This is a genomic window from Thermincola ferriacetica (assembly GCF_001263415.1).
GTDB lineage: Bacteria > Bacillota > Thermincolia > Thermincolales > Thermincolaceae > Thermincola > Thermincola ferriacetica.
In genome coordinates this window covers 1-15,248 of sequence record NZ_LGTE01000012.1, presented here as the reverse complement: position 1 = coordinate 15,248, position 15,248 = coordinate 1, and the positions used below count along the sequence as shown (strand labels likewise).

The 15,248-nt window shown below is 48.1% G+C and carries 12 protein-coding genes and 1 other annotated feature (1 of these 13 running past the window's edge); of the genes, 11 read left to right on the top strand and 1 reads right to left on the bottom strand.

From position 1 onward, the window contains the following. Positions 1 to 157, top strand: a binding site (T-box leader); it begins 93 nt to the left of the window's first position. Positions 158 to 267: 110 nt separating this feature from the next. From ilvE to acs, 11 genes are all read left to right on the top strand, one after another. Beyond that, the gene (gene ilvE / locus Tfer_RS08805; protein WP_427916561.1) at positions 268 to 1,146 is read left to right on the top strand and encodes a branched-chain-amino-acid transaminase; all 879 of its coding nucleotides are present in this window, start codon (positions 268 to 270) and stop codon (positions 1,144 to 1,146) included. Between the two features lie 34 nt (positions 1,147 to 1,180). Then, positions 1,181 to 2,842 (top strand): dihydroxy-acid dehydratase, encoded by a 1,662-nt coding sequence (ilvD, locus tag Tfer_RS08800; protein ID WP_052218100.1) that lies wholly within the window; start codon positions 1,181 to 1,183, stop codon positions 2,840 to 2,842. A gap of 109 nt (positions 2,843 to 2,951) precedes the next feature. Then, positions 2,952 to 4,613 (top strand): biosynthetic-type acetolactate synthase large subunit, encoded by a 1,662-nt coding sequence (gene ilvB, locus Tfer_RS08795; RefSeq protein ID WP_052218099.1) that lies wholly within the window; start codon positions 2,952 to 2,954, stop codon positions 4,611 to 4,613. A gap of 4 nt (positions 4,614 to 4,617) precedes the next feature. Continuing rightward, positions 4,618 to 5,169 carry an acetolactate synthase small subunit gene (gene ilvN, locus Tfer_RS08790; protein WP_013119270.1) on the top strand — a complete coding sequence of 184 codons (552 nt, stop codon included), beginning with the start codon at positions 4,618 to 4,620 and terminating at the stop codon, positions 5,167 to 5,169. A gap of 3 nt (positions 5,170 to 5,172) precedes the next feature. Beyond that, the gene (gene ilvC, locus Tfer_RS08785; protein WP_013119271.1) at positions 5,173 to 6,168 is read left to right on the top strand and encodes a ketol-acid reductoisomerase; all 996 of its coding nucleotides are present in this window, start codon (positions 5,173 to 5,175) and stop codon (positions 6,166 to 6,168) included. A gap of 107 nt (positions 6,169 to 6,275) precedes the next feature. After that, a complete protein-coding gene (locus Tfer_RS08780; RefSeq protein ID WP_052218098.1) occupies positions 6,276 to 7,844 on the top strand; it encodes a 2-isopropylmalate synthase in 1,569 nt (522 codons plus the stop codon). Between the two features lie 146 nt (positions 7,845 to 7,990). Then, on the top strand, positions 7,991 to 9,256 hold the full coding sequence (gene leuC, locus Tfer_RS08775; RefSeq protein WP_052218097.1) for a 3-isopropylmalate dehydratase large subunit: 1,266 nt from the start codon (positions 7,991 to 7,993) through the stop codon (positions 9,254 to 9,256). A gap of 1 nt (position 9,257) precedes the next feature. After that, positions 9,258 to 9,752, top strand: coding sequence for a 3-isopropylmalate dehydratase small subunit (gene leuD, locus Tfer_RS08770; RefSeq protein WP_013119274.1), 495 nt, complete (start codon positions 9,258 to 9,260; stop codon positions 9,750 to 9,752). Beyond that, positions 9,749 to 10,828 carry a 3-isopropylmalate dehydrogenase gene (gene leuB, locus Tfer_RS08765; RefSeq protein ID WP_152909015.1) on the top strand — a complete coding sequence of 360 codons (1,080 nt, stop codon included), beginning with the start codon at positions 9,749 to 9,751 and terminating at the stop codon, positions 10,826 to 10,828. Before leuD ends, leuB begins: the two co-directional genes overlap by 4 nt. A 19-nt stretch (positions 10,829 to 10,847) precedes the next feature. Continuing rightward, positions 10,848 to 12,434 (top strand): citramalate synthase, encoded by a 1,587-nt coding sequence (gene cimA, locus Tfer_RS08760; RefSeq protein ID WP_052218096.1) that lies wholly within the window; start codon positions 10,848 to 10,850, stop codon positions 12,432 to 12,434. Positions 12,435 to 12,904: 470 nt separating this feature from the next. Further along, positions 12,905 to 14,833, top strand: a complete 1,929-nt coding sequence (gene acs, locus Tfer_RS08755) for an acetate--CoA ligase (protein WP_052218095.1) — start codon at positions 12,905 to 12,907, stop codon at positions 14,831 to 14,833. A gap of 201 nt (positions 14,834 to 15,034) precedes the next feature. Here acs and Tfer_RS17125 read toward each other — a convergent pair whose 3' ends face one another. Further along, positions 15,035 to 15,169, bottom strand: a complete 135-nt coding sequence (locus Tfer_RS17125; protein WP_282432065.1) for a hypothetical protein — start codon at positions 15,167 to 15,169, stop codon at positions 15,035 to 15,037. Positions 15,170 to 15,248: the final 79 nt, after the last annotated feature.

The following is a 15,248-nucleotide window of genomic DNA, read 5'->3' as shown; positions in this document are numbered from 1 at the left end:
TCACCCCGGAATCGTCTTACGAACGGCTGAAAAGCTCAGTAGTTTCGACCGGTTGACATCCGTTACAATGTCGTGGTGAATACATAAGTGGCTGTGTGTTTTGATGCGCGCAGCAAGCAGGGTGGTACCGCGGAAGGTTTAACCTCTCGTCCCTGGCAGATTTCTAACTATGCCCGGATGAGGGGTTTTTCTTTATATATAGGGTAGTTTAAAAGGGTCTATAAATTTCATAATATACAAATTTCAATTTTAAACGGGGGGATGGACATGATTATCTATCTAGACGGTAAGTATGTACCAAAAGAAGAGGCTGTTGTTTCCATTTTTGACCATGGCCTGCTGTATGGTGACGGTGTGTTCGAGGGGATTAGGGCCTATCACGGCCGGGTTTTCCGCTTACAGGAACACCTGGTTCGCCTTTACGAATCAGCAAAATCAATTATGTTAGAGATACCGGTAACGATTGAGGAAATGGAAGAAATTGTCCTCGAGACCCTGCGCAGGAATAATCTGCGGGATGCTTACATAAGACTCGTTGTTACCAGAGGTGTGGGCGACCTGGGGCTGGATCCCCGTAAATGCTCCAAACCGACCCTTTTCTGCATCGCTTCCTCTATTCAGCTTTATCCCAGTGAACTTTATGAAAAGGGGCTGGAAGTTATAACAGTTCCCACGAGGCGGAATATTAGCGATGCTTTGAGTCCACGTATTAAATCACTGAACTACCTCAACAATATCATGGCCAAAATTGAAGCCAACCTGGCCGGTACTTTGGAAGCGATAATGCTGAATGCTGAAGGATATGTGGCAGAAGCTACAGGCGACAATGTTTTCCTGGTCAAGAACGGAGTGCTGATTAGTCCTCCAAATTACGCCGGATTGCTTGAAGGCGTAACAAGAAACGCCGTAATGGAATTGGCCGGGAAAGAGGGAATTGAAGTGAAAGAAACTCTCTTTACCAGGCATGATATTTATATTGCAGACGAGGTATTCCTTACAGGCACTGCCGCAGAAATTATTCCCGTTGTGAAAGTAGACGCCAGGACCATTGGCGATGGCAAACCCGGTCCGATTACCGCCAAGCTTACGGAAGCTTTCCATAAACTGACCGAAATTGACGGGCCCAAGATTTTTCCCGAGGAATAACTCCTATTGATGTAAAATTAAGGGAGAGGATAACATGCGTAGCGATTCTGTAACCAAGGGTCTGGAAAAAGCCCCCCACCGGTCTCTGTTTAAAGCCATGGGTTATACCAATGAGGAACTGTCCAGGCCGCTGATTGGTGTGGTTAATGCACATAACGAAGTTATCCCGGGCCATTATCATCTAAATGAACTAGCAGAAGCGATAAAGGCCGGCATACGCATGGCCGGAGGTACACCCATAGAGTTCCCGGCAATCGGGGTCTGTGACGGCATAGCGATGAACCATGCCGGCATGAAGTATTCCTTGGCCAGCCGGGAGTTAATTGCCGATTCCATTGAGATTATGACGCAGGCCCACGCTTTTGACGGCCTGGTATTGATACCCAACTGCGATAAGATCATCCCCGGGATGCTAATGGCGGCGGCCCGGCTCAATATTCCCACTGTCGTGGTCAGCGGTGGGCCCATGTTAACAGGCAAATACAGAGGCCGCGAAGTATCTCTCAGCAACATATTTGAAGGCATCGGCGCAGTGCGTGCCGGCAGGATGACTGAGGAAGACCTGGCGGAAATGGAAGAGTGCGTATGCCCGGGCTGCGGTTCCTGCGCCGGCATGTTTACCGCCAATACCATGAACTGCCTGACGGAAGTACTGGGCATGGGTCTGCCGGGTAACGGTACCATACCCGCTGTTTATTCCGGTCGCAGGCGACTGGCCAAATACGCCGGTATGCAGATTATGGAGCTGGTGAAAAAGGATATTAAGCCGCTGGATATCATGACAGAAAAGGCCTTCCAAAACGCCATTGCAGTAGATATGGCCCTTGGTGGTTCTACCAATACAATATTGCATTTACCGGCTATTGCCAATGAATGTGGTTTTGAGCTAAGCCTGGATCTATTTCAGGAGATAAACGAAAAGACACCGCAATTATGTAAACTGAGCCCTTCCGATACCCATCATATTCAGGATCTGGACGAAGCAGGCGGTATCCCGGCTGTTATGGCTGAATTAAGTAAAAAAGGGCTTATTCATCTAGACCTTCTGACAGTAACAGGCAAAACAGTGGGTGAAAACATTACCGGTTGCTCCATTCTAAACCCGGAAGTTATTCGGCCCCTGGGCAATCCCTACAGCGAAACGGGCGGATTGGCAATTTTAAAGGGAAACCTTGCACCACAGGGGGCTGTTGTCAAAAAAGCCGGTGTAGTACCGGAAATGCTGAGGCATTCAGGCCCGGCCAGGGTGTTTGACTCCGAGGAAGAAACCATGTCTGCGCTAATGGCCGGTAAGATTAAAAAGGGCGATGTGATTATAATCCGTTACGAAGGGCCCAAAGGCGGGCCAGGTATGCGGGAAATGCTGACGCCGACGGCTACAGTGGCGGGACTGGGCCTGGATAAAGAGGTGGCGCTTATTACAGACGGTCGTTTTTCCGGCGCTACCCGCGGCGCATCTATCGGGCATGTCTCTCCCGAAGCTGCCGAAGGGGGACCTATAGCTATAGTACAGGAAGGAGATATCATTGAAATAGATATTCCCAACGGTAAACTGAACATCCGCCTCAGTGACGAGGAAATAAAAGAGAGGCTGTCCGCGTGGCAGCCACCCGCGCCAAAGGTGAAGAAAGGATACTTGGCCCGGTACGCCAAAATGGTTACTTCAGCCAGTACCGGCGCAGTTCTGAAGGAATAAGCGATGCGTTTAAAAAAAATAAACGGTGTAGTTTAAAAAAATGAACGGTGCAGTTCTAAAGGAATAATAGCCAGCCGCACTGCACCTTTCTACAATGGAGGTGGGAAGGATGAAGTTTTCAGGCGCCGAGATCCTGGTAAAAAGCTTAATGGAAGAAGGTGTTGATACCATATTCGGATATCCCGGCGGGGCCGTTTTGGAAATTTATGATGCTTTATACCATTCTTCAATTAAGCATTACCTGGTGCGGCACGAACAAGGAGCCATCCATGCTGCTGACGGCTACGCAAGAGCCACGGGAAAACCAGGGGTTTGTTTGGCAACCTCCGGCCCTGGGGCTACCAACCTGGTGACAGGGATAGCCACTGCCTATATGGATTCCATCCCCATTGTTGCCTTTACGGGGCAGGTAGCTTGCGACCTGATAGGCAGAGATTCCTTCCAGGAAGCAGATATAACCGGTATAACCTTACCTATAACAAAACATAACTTTCTGGTCAAAGATGTTAGGGACCTGGCCCGGACGATTAAAGAGGCATTCCATATTGCTACAACGGGGCGCCCGGGTCCGGTGCTTATAGATATTCCCAAAGATGTTTCCATTAAAAAGACCAAGTTTAAGTACCCGGAAACAGTAGAACTGAGAGGTTACCGCCCCATTTTGTACGGTAACCCCAACCAAATTAGGCAGGCGGCCCAACTGATTATGGACGCAAAACGGCCGCTGATTTACGCCGGGGGTGGGGTAGTTATATCAGGCGCCCATAAAGAACTTCTGGAATTGGCCGAACTGACGGGCTGCCCGGTAACCACCACCCTGATGGGGATTGGAAGTTTCCCGGAAAATCATCCCTTATCACTAGGTATGCTGGGCATGCACGGGACCAAGTATGCTAACTATGCTGTCTGTGAATGCGATCTGTTAATTTCCGTCGGCGCCAGGTTTGATGACAGGGTAACGGGTAGACTTGACGAATTTGCACCACATGCCAAGATTATACATATCGATGTTGACCCGGCGGAAATAGGGAAGAATGTCAGGGTTGATGTGCCAATTGTCGGAGACGTAAAAAATGTGCTTGCCGAAATTAATAAGCAACTTGAACCTCAAAAACATCCCCAGTGGGAAGAACAAATAAGGCACTGGAAAGAAACCTATCCATTAACCTATTCTAAAGAAGGATGCCTGAAACCACAATACGTTGTCGAACAAATTTACGAAGTTACCAAAGGAGACGCCATTATAACCACCGAAGTAGGGCAAAACCAAATGTTTGCCGCCCAATTTTATACTTATACTGAGCCCAGAACCTTTATAACTTCAGGCGGATTGGGGACCATGGGTTACGGGCTGCCTGCCGCCATCGGAGCAAAGGTAGGCCGGCCCGATAAGGTCGTCATCGACATTGCCGGCGATGGCAGTATCCAGATGAACATTCAGGAACTGGCCACCGCTGTTCACAATGAAATTCCGGTTATAGTGGCCATTTTAAATAATAACTTCCTGGGTATGGTCAGGCAGTGGCAGGAGATATTCTATGAAGGGCGTTACTCATACACGGAAATAAGCGGGCCCGATTTTGTAAAACTTGCAGAAGCGTATGGGGCGCTTGGGTTGAGGGTTACAGAGGCTAAAGATGTGAAACCTGCGCTGGAACAGGCTATTGCCGCCAACAAACCGGTACTCATAGACTTTGTGGTGGAACGGGAAGAGAATGCATTTCCCATGGTACCGCCCGGAGGTACTTTGAACCGGATGTTAGGAGGTTGAGAAAATGAGACATACACTGGCTGTTCTGGTAGAAAATAACCCTGGCGTTTTGACCAGGGTAGCGGGACTTTTCAGCCGCCGCGGGTATAATATTGACAGTCTTGCCGTAGGTAGGACAGAGAATGCAAGGATATCCAGGATGACCATTGTCGTAGAAGGTGACGACAATGTGCTGGAACAGGTTACCAAACAACTGAACAAGTTGATTGACGTAATTAAAATCTGCGATATTACATCGGAACAATATGTAGACAGGGAACTGGTGCTGATCAAAGTTGCGGCAGACCCTTCCGTACGTGGAGAGATAATGCAGATTGTCGATATTTTCAGGGCCCGGATAGTAGATATCGGCAGAAAGACCTTGATGATTGAATGTACCGGTGATGAAGGCAAAATCAATGCGATTATTGAATCCCTTAAGCCCTTTGGTATCCGCGAACTTGTCCGCACCGGTAAAATAGCCATGCTCAGGGGCGCAAAATCTACTTCTGTTGACGGAACAGACGACAGCTCAAACGTGATAAACGGGAATTCAAATGATAGGGAGGATGATTAGACCATGAAAATGTTTTACGACAATGACGCTGATTTAGCGTTACTGCAGGGGAAAACCGTAGCGGTCATCGGGTATGGCAGCCAGGGGCATGCCCAGGCTCTGAACCTGAGAGACAGCGGCGTAAATGTAATTATTGGTTTGCGCCGGGACCTACCGGACTGGGATAAGGCTGTAGAGGCCGGTTTTGAGGTTTATCCCGTTGCCGAGGCCGCTGCTAAAGCTGATATTATCCAGATTCTAGTACCTGACCAGATCCAGGGTGACCTGTACAAAAGTGAAATCGCCGAGCATATGACTGAAGGTAAAGCCCTATGTTTCTCCCACGGTTTTAACATACATTTCGGGCAAATTGTACCGCCGGCAAATGTGGATGTATTCATGGTAGCGCCGAAGAGCCCAGGCCATATGGTACGCAGGATGTATCAGGAAGGAGCGGGGGTTCCCGGCCTGGTAGCAGTACATCAGGATTACACCGGCAAAGCAATGGATATTGCCCTGGCTTATGCCAAAGGTATAGGCTGCACAAGAGCCGGAGTATTTGAAACATCTTTTAAAGAAGAAACGGAAACAGACCTGTTTGGTGAGCAGGCTGTCTTATGCGGGGGTGTTTCCGAACTTATTAAAGCAGGTTTTGATACCCTGGTTGAAGCCGGATATGCGCCGGAAATGGCTTATTTTGAATGTTTACACGAATTAAAGCTGATAGTTGACCTGATATACGAAGGCGGCCTAAGTTATATGCGGTATTCAATCAGTGATACAGCTGAATATGGAGATTATGTTACGGGGCCAAGAATAATCACAGAAGAAACCAGACAAGAAATGAGACAAATTCTTTATGAAATTCAATCAGGTCAGTTTGCCCGTGAATGGCTGTTGGAAAATAAGATTAACCGTCCTGTTTTCAATGCCATGAAAAAAGCAGAAGCAGAACACCCAATCGAAGTTGTGGGGAAACGCTTACGGGAAATGATGCCTTGGTTGAAGAAAAAAGGATAAAATTTCACCACAGGGGCCTCAAAACAGGCCCCTGCCTGTTATAAGGGTTCTGGAATAACCCTTTGAGAATAAGTCAGGGTGAATTGAAAATTTTAGGAGGTGAAGGGATGTCCGATAGCAACAAAATTTACATTTTTGATACTACCTTAAGGGACGGCGAACAGTCGCCCGGGGTCAGTTTGAATAACCACGAAAAACTGGACATTGCCCGGCAACTGCAGAAACTGGGCGTAGATATTATAGAAGCCGGATTTCCCATGGCGTCGCAGGGCGATTTTGAGGCAGTGAAAACTATTGCAGAGAATGTGAAGGGAGTAACTATCTGCGGCTTGAGCAGAGCTGCCTTCAACGACATAGACAGGGCCTGGGAGGCCATTAAAGTCGCAGATCAGCCACGCATTCATACCTTTATTGCCACTTCCGATATTCACTTGCAATATAAACTGAGGATGACCAGGCAGCAAGTTATTGAAGCTGCCGTGGCGGCTGTAAAACACGCCAAGAAATATACCTCCGATGTAGAGTTTTCGGCCGAAGATGCCTTCCGCAGCGAGCTGGGCTTCTTGTGCCAGGTACTGGAAGCCGCCATTGATGCGGGAGCGACTACCGTGAATATCCCCGATACTGTCGGCTATGCCACTCCTGCCGAATTCGGGCAATTTATCAAAGAGATAAGGGAAAAGGTCCCCAATATTCATAAGGCCAGAATCAGCGTCCATTGTCACAATGACTTGGGTTTAGCTGTGGCCAATTCCCTGGCGGCGGTAGCTAACGGTGCAACCCAGGTGGAATGCACCATTAACGGAATTGGCGAACGGGCCGGCAATGCCGCTTTGGAAGAAGTGGTCATGGCTTTGTATACCAGGAAAAGCCTTTTTAACAAAACCACAGGCATAAATACCCGGGAGATTTACCGGACCAGCCGCCTTGTTACCAATTTAACGGGTATGAAAATACAGCCTAACAAAGCGGTGGTCGGGAAAAATGCCTTTGCTCATGAATCAGGCATTCACCAGGACGGGGTTTTAAAAGAACGCAGTACTTATGAAATAATGAACCCTGAATTGATAGGTTTAAATGTCAATAACATTGTGCTCGGCAAACATTCGGGCCGCCATGCCATCAGGGACCGTCTGGCCGAACTGGGATACGTCCTTGATGATTCGGAATTAAACAAAGCTTTCGAAAAATTCAAAAACCTGGCCGATAAGAAGAAGGAAGTTACCGACGAAGACCTGGTTGCCCTGGTTGAGGAAGAAATAAGAAGCATCCCGGCTACTTACGAATTAGAATACTTACATATATCCAGTGGGACCAGGGTCATTCCCACCGCTACTATAAGCTTGAGCAAAAACGGCGAACCGGTTGAGGACGCTGCCTGCGGCGACGGACCTGTTGATGCTATATACAAAGCGGTGGAGAAAATTACGGGCTTAAACTGCACCTTGCTTTTATATAACCTGAGCGCTGTTACCGGGGGAAAAGACGCCCTGGGCGAAGTTACGGTGAAAATCAGGCCCAACGGTTCGGCCAAAACCTATTTGGGCCGCGGTGTCAGCACGGACGTATTGGAAGCCAGCGCCAAGGCTTATATCAACGCAGTAAACAAGGTGGTTTATGACAGAATGCAGGCGGCAGAAGAAACGGTTGCTTTACCGAAAAAAGAAGGGGTCTGACAGGAATAGCAAGCTTAAATTTGAAAGAATGAAGAATTTAACATAAAGAAGGAATTTAACCAAAAGAAGGATCTTGTTGAAAAAGAGAATGTGGCAGGAAAATTATGAGCAGAGTTGCAGTACCAGAAAAGGGAGAGGTGAGAAATATGGGAATGACTATAACCGAAAAAATACTGGCGGCCCATTGTGGGAAAGACAAGGTGGTACCCGGTGAGTTGATTAATTGCAAGGTAGATGTTGTTTTGGGCAACGACATAACTGCCCCGGTAGCGATAAAAGAATTTGAAAAAATCGGCGTGGAAACGGTTTTTGATAAAGATAGGGTGGTACTGGTGCCTGACCACTTTACCCCCAACAAAGATATAAAATCTGCGGAGCAGGCCAAACTGATCCGCGATTTTGCCCGCAAACATAAGATTACCAATTATTTTGAGGTGGGTAAGGTGGGGATTGAACACTGCCTGCTCCCGGAGCAGGGCATTGTCGGGCCCGGCGATGTTGTTATAGGCGCCGATTCCCACACTTGCACCTATGGCGCTCTGGGGGCTTTTTCCACGGGTATCGGTAGTACCGATATGGCGGCAGCCATGGCGACCGGAGAAGTATGGTTTAAAGTTCCCGAATCCATCAAGTTTGTGTTTTATGGCGACCAGCTTAATCCCTGGGTCAGCGGTAAAGACCTGATTCTGTATGTAATAGGCCAAATCGGGGTTGACGGAGCGCTGTATAAAGCAATGGAATTCACAGGACCGGCAATCAGAAACCTTTCCATGGACAGCCGGTTTACGATGGCTAATATGGCTATTGAGGCAGGTGGCAAAAACGGTATAATCGAACCTGACGATATAACATTGGAGTACGTAAAAGGCCGGACAAAGAGGCCATATACCTTATATACCAGCGATCCGGACGCTGAATATTTCGCAGTTTACGAATATGACGTAAAAGACATTGAACCGCAGGTGGCTTTTCCGCACTTGCCCGAAAATACCAAACCAATCAGCCAGGTAGGGCATGTGGAAATTGACCAGGTTGTTATTGGTTCCTGCACCAATGGGCGGATGGAGGACCTGCGTATTGCCGCTGAGGTGTTAAAAGGCCGGAAGGTGCATGACAGAGTAAGGGCCATAGTATTTCCCGGCACTCAGCAAATTTATAAACAGGCTATGCAGGAAGGTTTGTTCGATATCTTTATAGATGCGAATGTTGCTATCAGTACTCCCACTTGTGGTCCGTGCCTGGGTGGACACATGGGCATCCTGGCTAAAGGGGAACGCGCTATAGCTACAACCAATAGAAATTTTGTAGGCCGTATGGGTCACCCGGAAAGCGAAGTTTATCTGTCTAATCCGGCTGTAGCAGCGGCATCGGCCATTCTTGGCCGTATTGCCAGCCCCGAGGAGGTGAAGTAGGATGGAAATCAAAGGAAGGACCTGGAAATTTGGGGCTGACGTGGATACCGATGCGATCATACCAGCCCGCTATTTAAATACTTCTGACCCTATAGAATTGGCAAAACACTGCATGGAGGATGCCGATCCCGAATTTCCGGGCAAGGTGAGGCAGGGTGATATTATTGTCGCTGACAAAAACTTCGGTTGCGGCAGTTCGCGGGAGCATGCGCCTATAGCCATTAAGGCGGCGGGAGTGTCGTGTGTGGTGGCCAAGTCCTTTGCCAGGATTTTTTACCGCAATGCCTTTAATATAGGGCTGCCTATTTTTGAGTCTCCGGAAGCGGTAGACGCTATTCAGGAAGGCGATGAAATAGCTGTCGATACGGAAAAGGGAATTATCACCAACCTCAGAACAGGCCGGCAATTCTCTTCTACTGCCATTCCTCCTTTTATGCAGGAGCTCATTGAAGCAGGCGGTTTAATCAATTACGTAAAAAGGAGGATGCAGAAATGATATGTAAAATTGCAAGCTTACCGGGAGACGGCATAGGAGCCGAAATTGTTCCGGAGGCCATAAAAGCCTTACAGGCGGTAGGCAGAAAATATGGTCATGAATTTGTTTTTACTGAGGCATTGATCGGCGGAGCAGCGCTGGATGCCGTGGGGGTTCCCCTGCCGGAAGAGACGCTGCGTCTTTGTAGGGAAAGTGATGCCGTGCTTTTGGGTGCCATCGGTGGACCAAAATGGGATAACCTCCCCGTGCATTTACGCCCGGAGGCCGGTTCGCTGCTGCCGTTGCGGAAAGAGCTGGGCCTTTATGCCAACCTTAGACCCGTTGTACTTTACGATGCGTTAATTGATGCTTCCACACTGAAAAAAGAAGTCATCCAGGGCACAGATATCCTGGTTATCCGAGAATTGACAGGGGGCCTTTACTTTGGAGAAAAGAAAAGGGAGCAGACCCCTACGGGCCAAATAGCCGTAGATACCCTGGTCTATACTACGGAAGAAATAACAAGGATTGCCCGGCTGGCCTTTGAAACGGCCCGAAAAAGAAAGAAAAAGCTATGTTCTGTAGACAAAGCCAATGTTTTGGAAAGTTCCCGGCTTTGGCGGGAAACTGTTACAGAACTGGCCAGGGAATACCCCGATGTGGAATTGACCCATATGTATGTGGATAATTGTGCCATGCAGTTGGTGCGCTGGCCGAAACAGTTTGATGTAATTGTCACAGAAAATACATTCGGCGACATACTTACCGACCAGGCATCCATGATTTCTGGGTCCCTGGGTATGCTGGCCTCGGCCAGTATTGGCGGAAAAGTGGCCCTTTATGAGCCTAGCCATGGTTCTGCTCCCGATATTGCCGGCCAGAAAAAAGCAAATCCGATTGCAACCATCCTTTCAGCAGCCTTGATGCTGCGGTATTCCTTTAATCTGGAAAAAGAGGCTCAAGACATTGAAAAGGCTATAGTGCGGGTATTGGATAAAGGTTACCGGACTGCCGATATTATGCAGGAAGGCGGTATATTGGTCAATACTGAAGAAATGGGTGACAGGATAGCCGAAGAAATTTTGGAGGCGAAATAAGTAAAGGAGTAGACCGCATATGGGAAAAGTAATCCTTTACGATACAACTTTAAGAGATGGAACGCAGGGAGAAGGAATCTCCTTTTCGGCGGAGGATAAAGTGAAAATTGCCCTGAAACTGGATAAAATGGGCTTTCACTATGTAGAAGGCGGATGGCCGGGTTCTAATCCCAAAGACATGGAATTTTTCCGCATGATTAGAGAATACAACCTGGAACACGCCAAAATTACGGCCTTTGGCTGCACTTGTAAACCGCAGACTTCCCCCGCGGAAGATCCCAATATTCAAAGTATATTGGAAGCCGGCGTACAGGTGGCCACAATTTTCGGTAAAACCTGGGATTTCCACGTAACCCATGCCCTGAAAACAACCCTGGAAGAAAACCTGAAAATGATCAGGGATACGGTAAAGTATTTAAAGAGCAGGGGCCTGGAAGTAATTTATGATGCCGAACATTTTTTTGACGGGTATAAGAGCAACGCAGATTATGCCATGAAGACTATTAAAGCGGCGGAGGAGGCAGGGGCTGATACTATTTGCCTCTGTGACACCAACGGCGGTTCCATGCCTCACGAAATCAGCGAAATAGTCAGAAGGGTCGTAGATGCGGTGCAGGTACCCATAGGCATTCATGCGCATAACGATTGTGAGCTGGCAGTGGCCAATTCTATTGTGGCTGTTCAGGCGGGCGCTGTCCAGGTCCAGGGCACCATCAACGGTTTTGGCGAAAGGTGCGGTAATGCTAACCTGTGTTCCGTGATACCTAACCTGGTATTTAAATTAAAAATTGACTGTATGGACCGCGACAAACTGCAGGCTCTGACCGAGTTATCCAGGTATGTGAGCGAACTGGCCAATGTGCACCCGGATAACAGTCAGCCCTATGTGGGCAGCAGCGCTTTTGCCCACAAAGGCGGGGTGCACGTCAGCGCTTTGTTAAAAAACCCGGAAACCTATGAGCACATAGAGCCTGGCTTGGTAGGTAACAGTAGAAGGGTTCTGGTTTCTGAGTTATCGGGTATGAGCAATATTATATATAAGGCCGAGGAACTTGACCTGGACCTGGATATGAACCGCACCAATCCGGAGACCAAAAAGATTCTGGAACAGATCAAATACCTGGAAAACAAGGGGTTTCAGTTTGAAGGCGCGGAAGGGTCATTCGAGCTTCTGATGCGCAAGGCTTTTAACGGCTATCACGAGCCATTTGAACTGCTGGCATTGCGCATAATCACGGAAAAGAGGGAAGCGGGAGTCATTTATTCCGAGGCAATTATCAAATTGAAAGTAGGCGAGGAAATTGTCCATACGGCTGCAGAGGGGAACGGTCCGGTCAATGCCATGGACAATGCTCTGCGAAAAGCTTTGGAAGTATTTTACCCATTCATTAGGGATATGAAGCTGGCCGATTACAAGGTCCGTGTGTTGGATGGCAATGCCGGGACCCGCGCCCAGGTCCGTGTTCTTATCGAGACCCACGATAAGGAACTTGGTTCCTGGGGTACGGTGGGCGTATCGGAAAACATTATTGAAGCCAGTTGGCAGGCCTTGGTGGACAGTCTTGCTTACGGACTGTTAAAAAAGAAAAAGGAAACAGAAAAATAATATTTATCGACAGCCTGAACCGGGAAAAATTCCCGGTTTTTTCTTTTACTTGGAAAGTGAACCGCGCGGGAAGGTTTTTTTAAGTTGTATATGTTTTTGTCAAATGGGCGTAAGCGGTTATATAACCTGTTTAAACAATGGGCGAACGGTCGGGGAACAGACGGCGAATGGTTTTGTGAACAGTCAGCGAATGGCAAGTCGGCTACAACAGCTAATAAATTTCCCGTTTAGAGTGGTTTAAGGTCTTTAGCTTAGCTATTATGGCAATTCCCGCCCAAAAAATAGATAAATCAGGCTCCTGTATATTAAAATGTAACTAATCCCAAGCCCGTGTCTAGCCAACTTTACAAAAAATGCGTTTTTTATAAACTTCTTAAGAAAGGGGGGAGGTTGGATTAATCATCCGTTCCCGGACTTTTTAAATTAATTATTCGGGCAGTTATTTGAAATTTTAAAAAGGGGGAAATAAAATGGATACCAATGCTAATGCTATTGAAAATCGAGTGTTTTACCCGTCTGAAGAGGTTGTCAAGAATGCTAACGCCACACCGGAACTTTATGAGGAGGCTAAAAAAGACCGGCTTGGTTTTTGGGACAGAATGGCTAAAGAACTGGTTACCTGGTTTGAACCTTATGATAAGGTACTGGATGACAGTAATCCTCCTTTCTATAAGTGGTTTACAAACGGAAAACTGAACGTATCTTATAACTGTGTTGACCGTCACGCCAAATCGGAAAAGCGCAATAAAGCAGCTATCTGCTATGAGAGTGAAATTGGGAAGAAGGTTGTATTGACATACGGACAACTGTACCGGGAAGTGAACATGTTTGCCAGCGCTCTGTCCAAACTGGGCGTTAAAAAAGGCGACCGGGTCTGCCTGTATATGCCGATGATTCCGGAAGCTGCTATTGCCATGTTGGCCTGCACCCGGATCGGCGCTCCTCACTCCATTGTATTCGGCGGATTTAGTTCCGATTCCCTCCGCGATAGGATCAACGATGCCAAGGCCAAAATACTCATTACTGCGGACGGTAACTTCCGTAAGGGCGCGCCGTTTCCATTAAAGAAAAACGCCGATGAAGCCCTTAAAGAAACACCGACCGTAGAAAAAGTTGTTGTCGTGCAAAACGCCGGCAATGAAATCGAGATGGTAGAGGGCCGTGACGTTTGGTATCACGAAATAATGGCCACCGCGGATACTTACTATGAACCCGAAAAAATGGACGCCGAAGATATGCTTTTCATCCTTTATACCTCTGGTTCAACCGGGAAGCCTAAAGGCGTTGTGCATACTACCGGTGGGTACCTCGTACAGACGCAGGCTACAGTGAAGTATGTTTTTGATTTAAAAGAAACTGACGTTTACTGGTGTACGGCAGATATCGGCTGGATTACCGGCCACAGTTATGTTGTTTATGGTCCGCTGGCTCTGGGTATGACTACCTTCATGTATGACGGTACTATTGATTATCCTGACAAGGACAGGATGTGGGATATGGCTGAAAGATGGGGAGTAAACGTATTTTATACGGCTCCCACCGCCATTCGTACCTTCATGAAATGGGGTACTGAGTATCCCAAGAAGCACGATTTATCTCAGCTCCGGCTCCTGGGCACTGTTGGCGAGCCGATCAACCCGGAAGCCTGGATGTGGTACTACGAGAATATCGGCGGTGGCCGTTGCCCAATTATGGATACGTGGTGGCAGACCGAAACAGGCGCCCATATGGTCACGCCATTGCCTATCACTCCGCTGAAACCGGGTACAGCCACTATTCCATTCCCAGGCATTGAAGTGGATATTGTTGATGAAAACAAACAACCATCAGACCGGGGATATCTGGTAGTCAAGTCTCCTTGGCCCTCCATGTTAAGAACCATTTACGGTGATGACCAGAGATACATTGACCAGTACTGGAAGCGGTTCGGCGACTATTATTTCGCCGGCGACGGCGCCAAGAGAGACGAAATGGGTTATATCTGGGTAACGGGTCGTGTTGACGACGTACTGAACGTATCTGGTCACCGCCTTGGTACCGCTGAGATTGAAAGCGCCCTTGTTGAATGCGAAGAAGTGGCTGAAGCTGCTGTCATTGGTAAGAAGCACGATGTTAAAGGCGAATCGGTATGTGCCTTTGTGACCCTGAAAGATGGTTTCGAAGGAACGCCGGAACTTGTTGAAAAACTCAGAAAACATGTGGGCGTGAAGATTGGTCCCATTGCCAGACCCGACGACATTATCTTTACCGCTGCGTTGCCCAAGACCCGTTCCGGTAAGATTATGCGCCGTCTGTTAAGGGATATTGCCGAAGGTCGTGCTCTGGGCGACATAACTACATTGGCAGATCCGGGCGCAATGCAGGAGATTGCTGCCAAATATGCCGGCAAGGAAGACTAAAATGGGAAAAATAGAAGGCCCTGGCCGGCGGTGATTTACCGCCGCAGGGCCTTTTTATATAGCTAGGGTGGAAGGGTAGGAGGGTGTCTCCGCTACCTGGGAGCTTGGTGCTGCAAAACTTTGTCAGGAAAACAAATAGCCGCTGTGGAGGTAAAACAACTGTTGCTCCGAGGTTACGGGCGGAGACAGTGTAAACTCCGTTCAGTTGAAATTGCTGAACCCGGCCAAATCGTCATCCGTGACTCGTGGCCGGGTTTCCGGCGTCCGTGCCGGAAACAACAATTTCAAGCCTTCACTGTCGTTAACACTGTCTATCCGCCCTCCACCAAGTCGCAACTTATTGTTTTACCTCCATAGCGGTGTCTTCTGTTTTCCTTAAAGCAATGGTTGTTTCACCGTACAACGCCTACCAACA

Bases quoted from the DNA above. Each gene is read 5' to 3' on its own strand.
- Tfer_RS08780 (WP_052218098.1), top strand. From the start codon at position 6,276: ATGTCCGATAGCAACAAAATTTACATTTTTGATACTACCTTAAGGGAC.
- acs (WP_052218095.1), top strand. From the start codon at position 12,905: ATGGATACCAATGCTAATGCTATTGAAAATCGAGTGTTTTACCCGTCT.
- ilvD (WP_052218100.1), top strand. From the start codon at position 1,181: ATGCGTAGCGATTCTGTAACCAAGGGTCTGGAAAAAGCCCCCCACCGG.
- leuC (WP_052218097.1), top strand. From the start codon at position 7,991: ATGGGAATGACTATAACCGAAAAAATACTGGCGGCCCATTGTGGGAAA.
- ilvB (WP_052218099.1), top strand. From the start codon at position 2,952: ATGAAGTTTTCAGGCGCCGAGATCCTGGTAAAAAGCTTAATGGAAGAA.
- leuB (WP_152909015.1), top strand. From the start codon at position 9,749: ATGATATGTAAAATTGCAAGCTTACCGGGAGACGGCATAGGAGCCGAA.
- ilvN (WP_013119270.1), top strand. From the start codon at position 4,618: ATGAGACATACACTGGCTGTTCTGGTAGAAAATAACCCTGGCGTTTTG.
- ilvC (WP_013119271.1), top strand. From the start codon at position 5,173: ATGAAAATGTTTTACGACAATGACGCTGATTTAGCGTTACTGCAGGGG.
- ilvE (WP_427916561.1), top strand. From the start codon at position 268: ATGATTATCTATCTAGACGGTAAGTATGTACCAAAAGAAGAGGCTGTT.
- cimA (WP_052218096.1), top strand. From the start codon at position 10,848: ATGGGAAAAGTAATCCTTTACGATACAACTTTAAGAGATGGAACGCAG.
- leuD (WP_013119274.1), top strand. From the start codon at position 9,258: ATGGAAATCAAAGGAAGGACCTGGAAATTTGGGGCTGACGTGGATACC.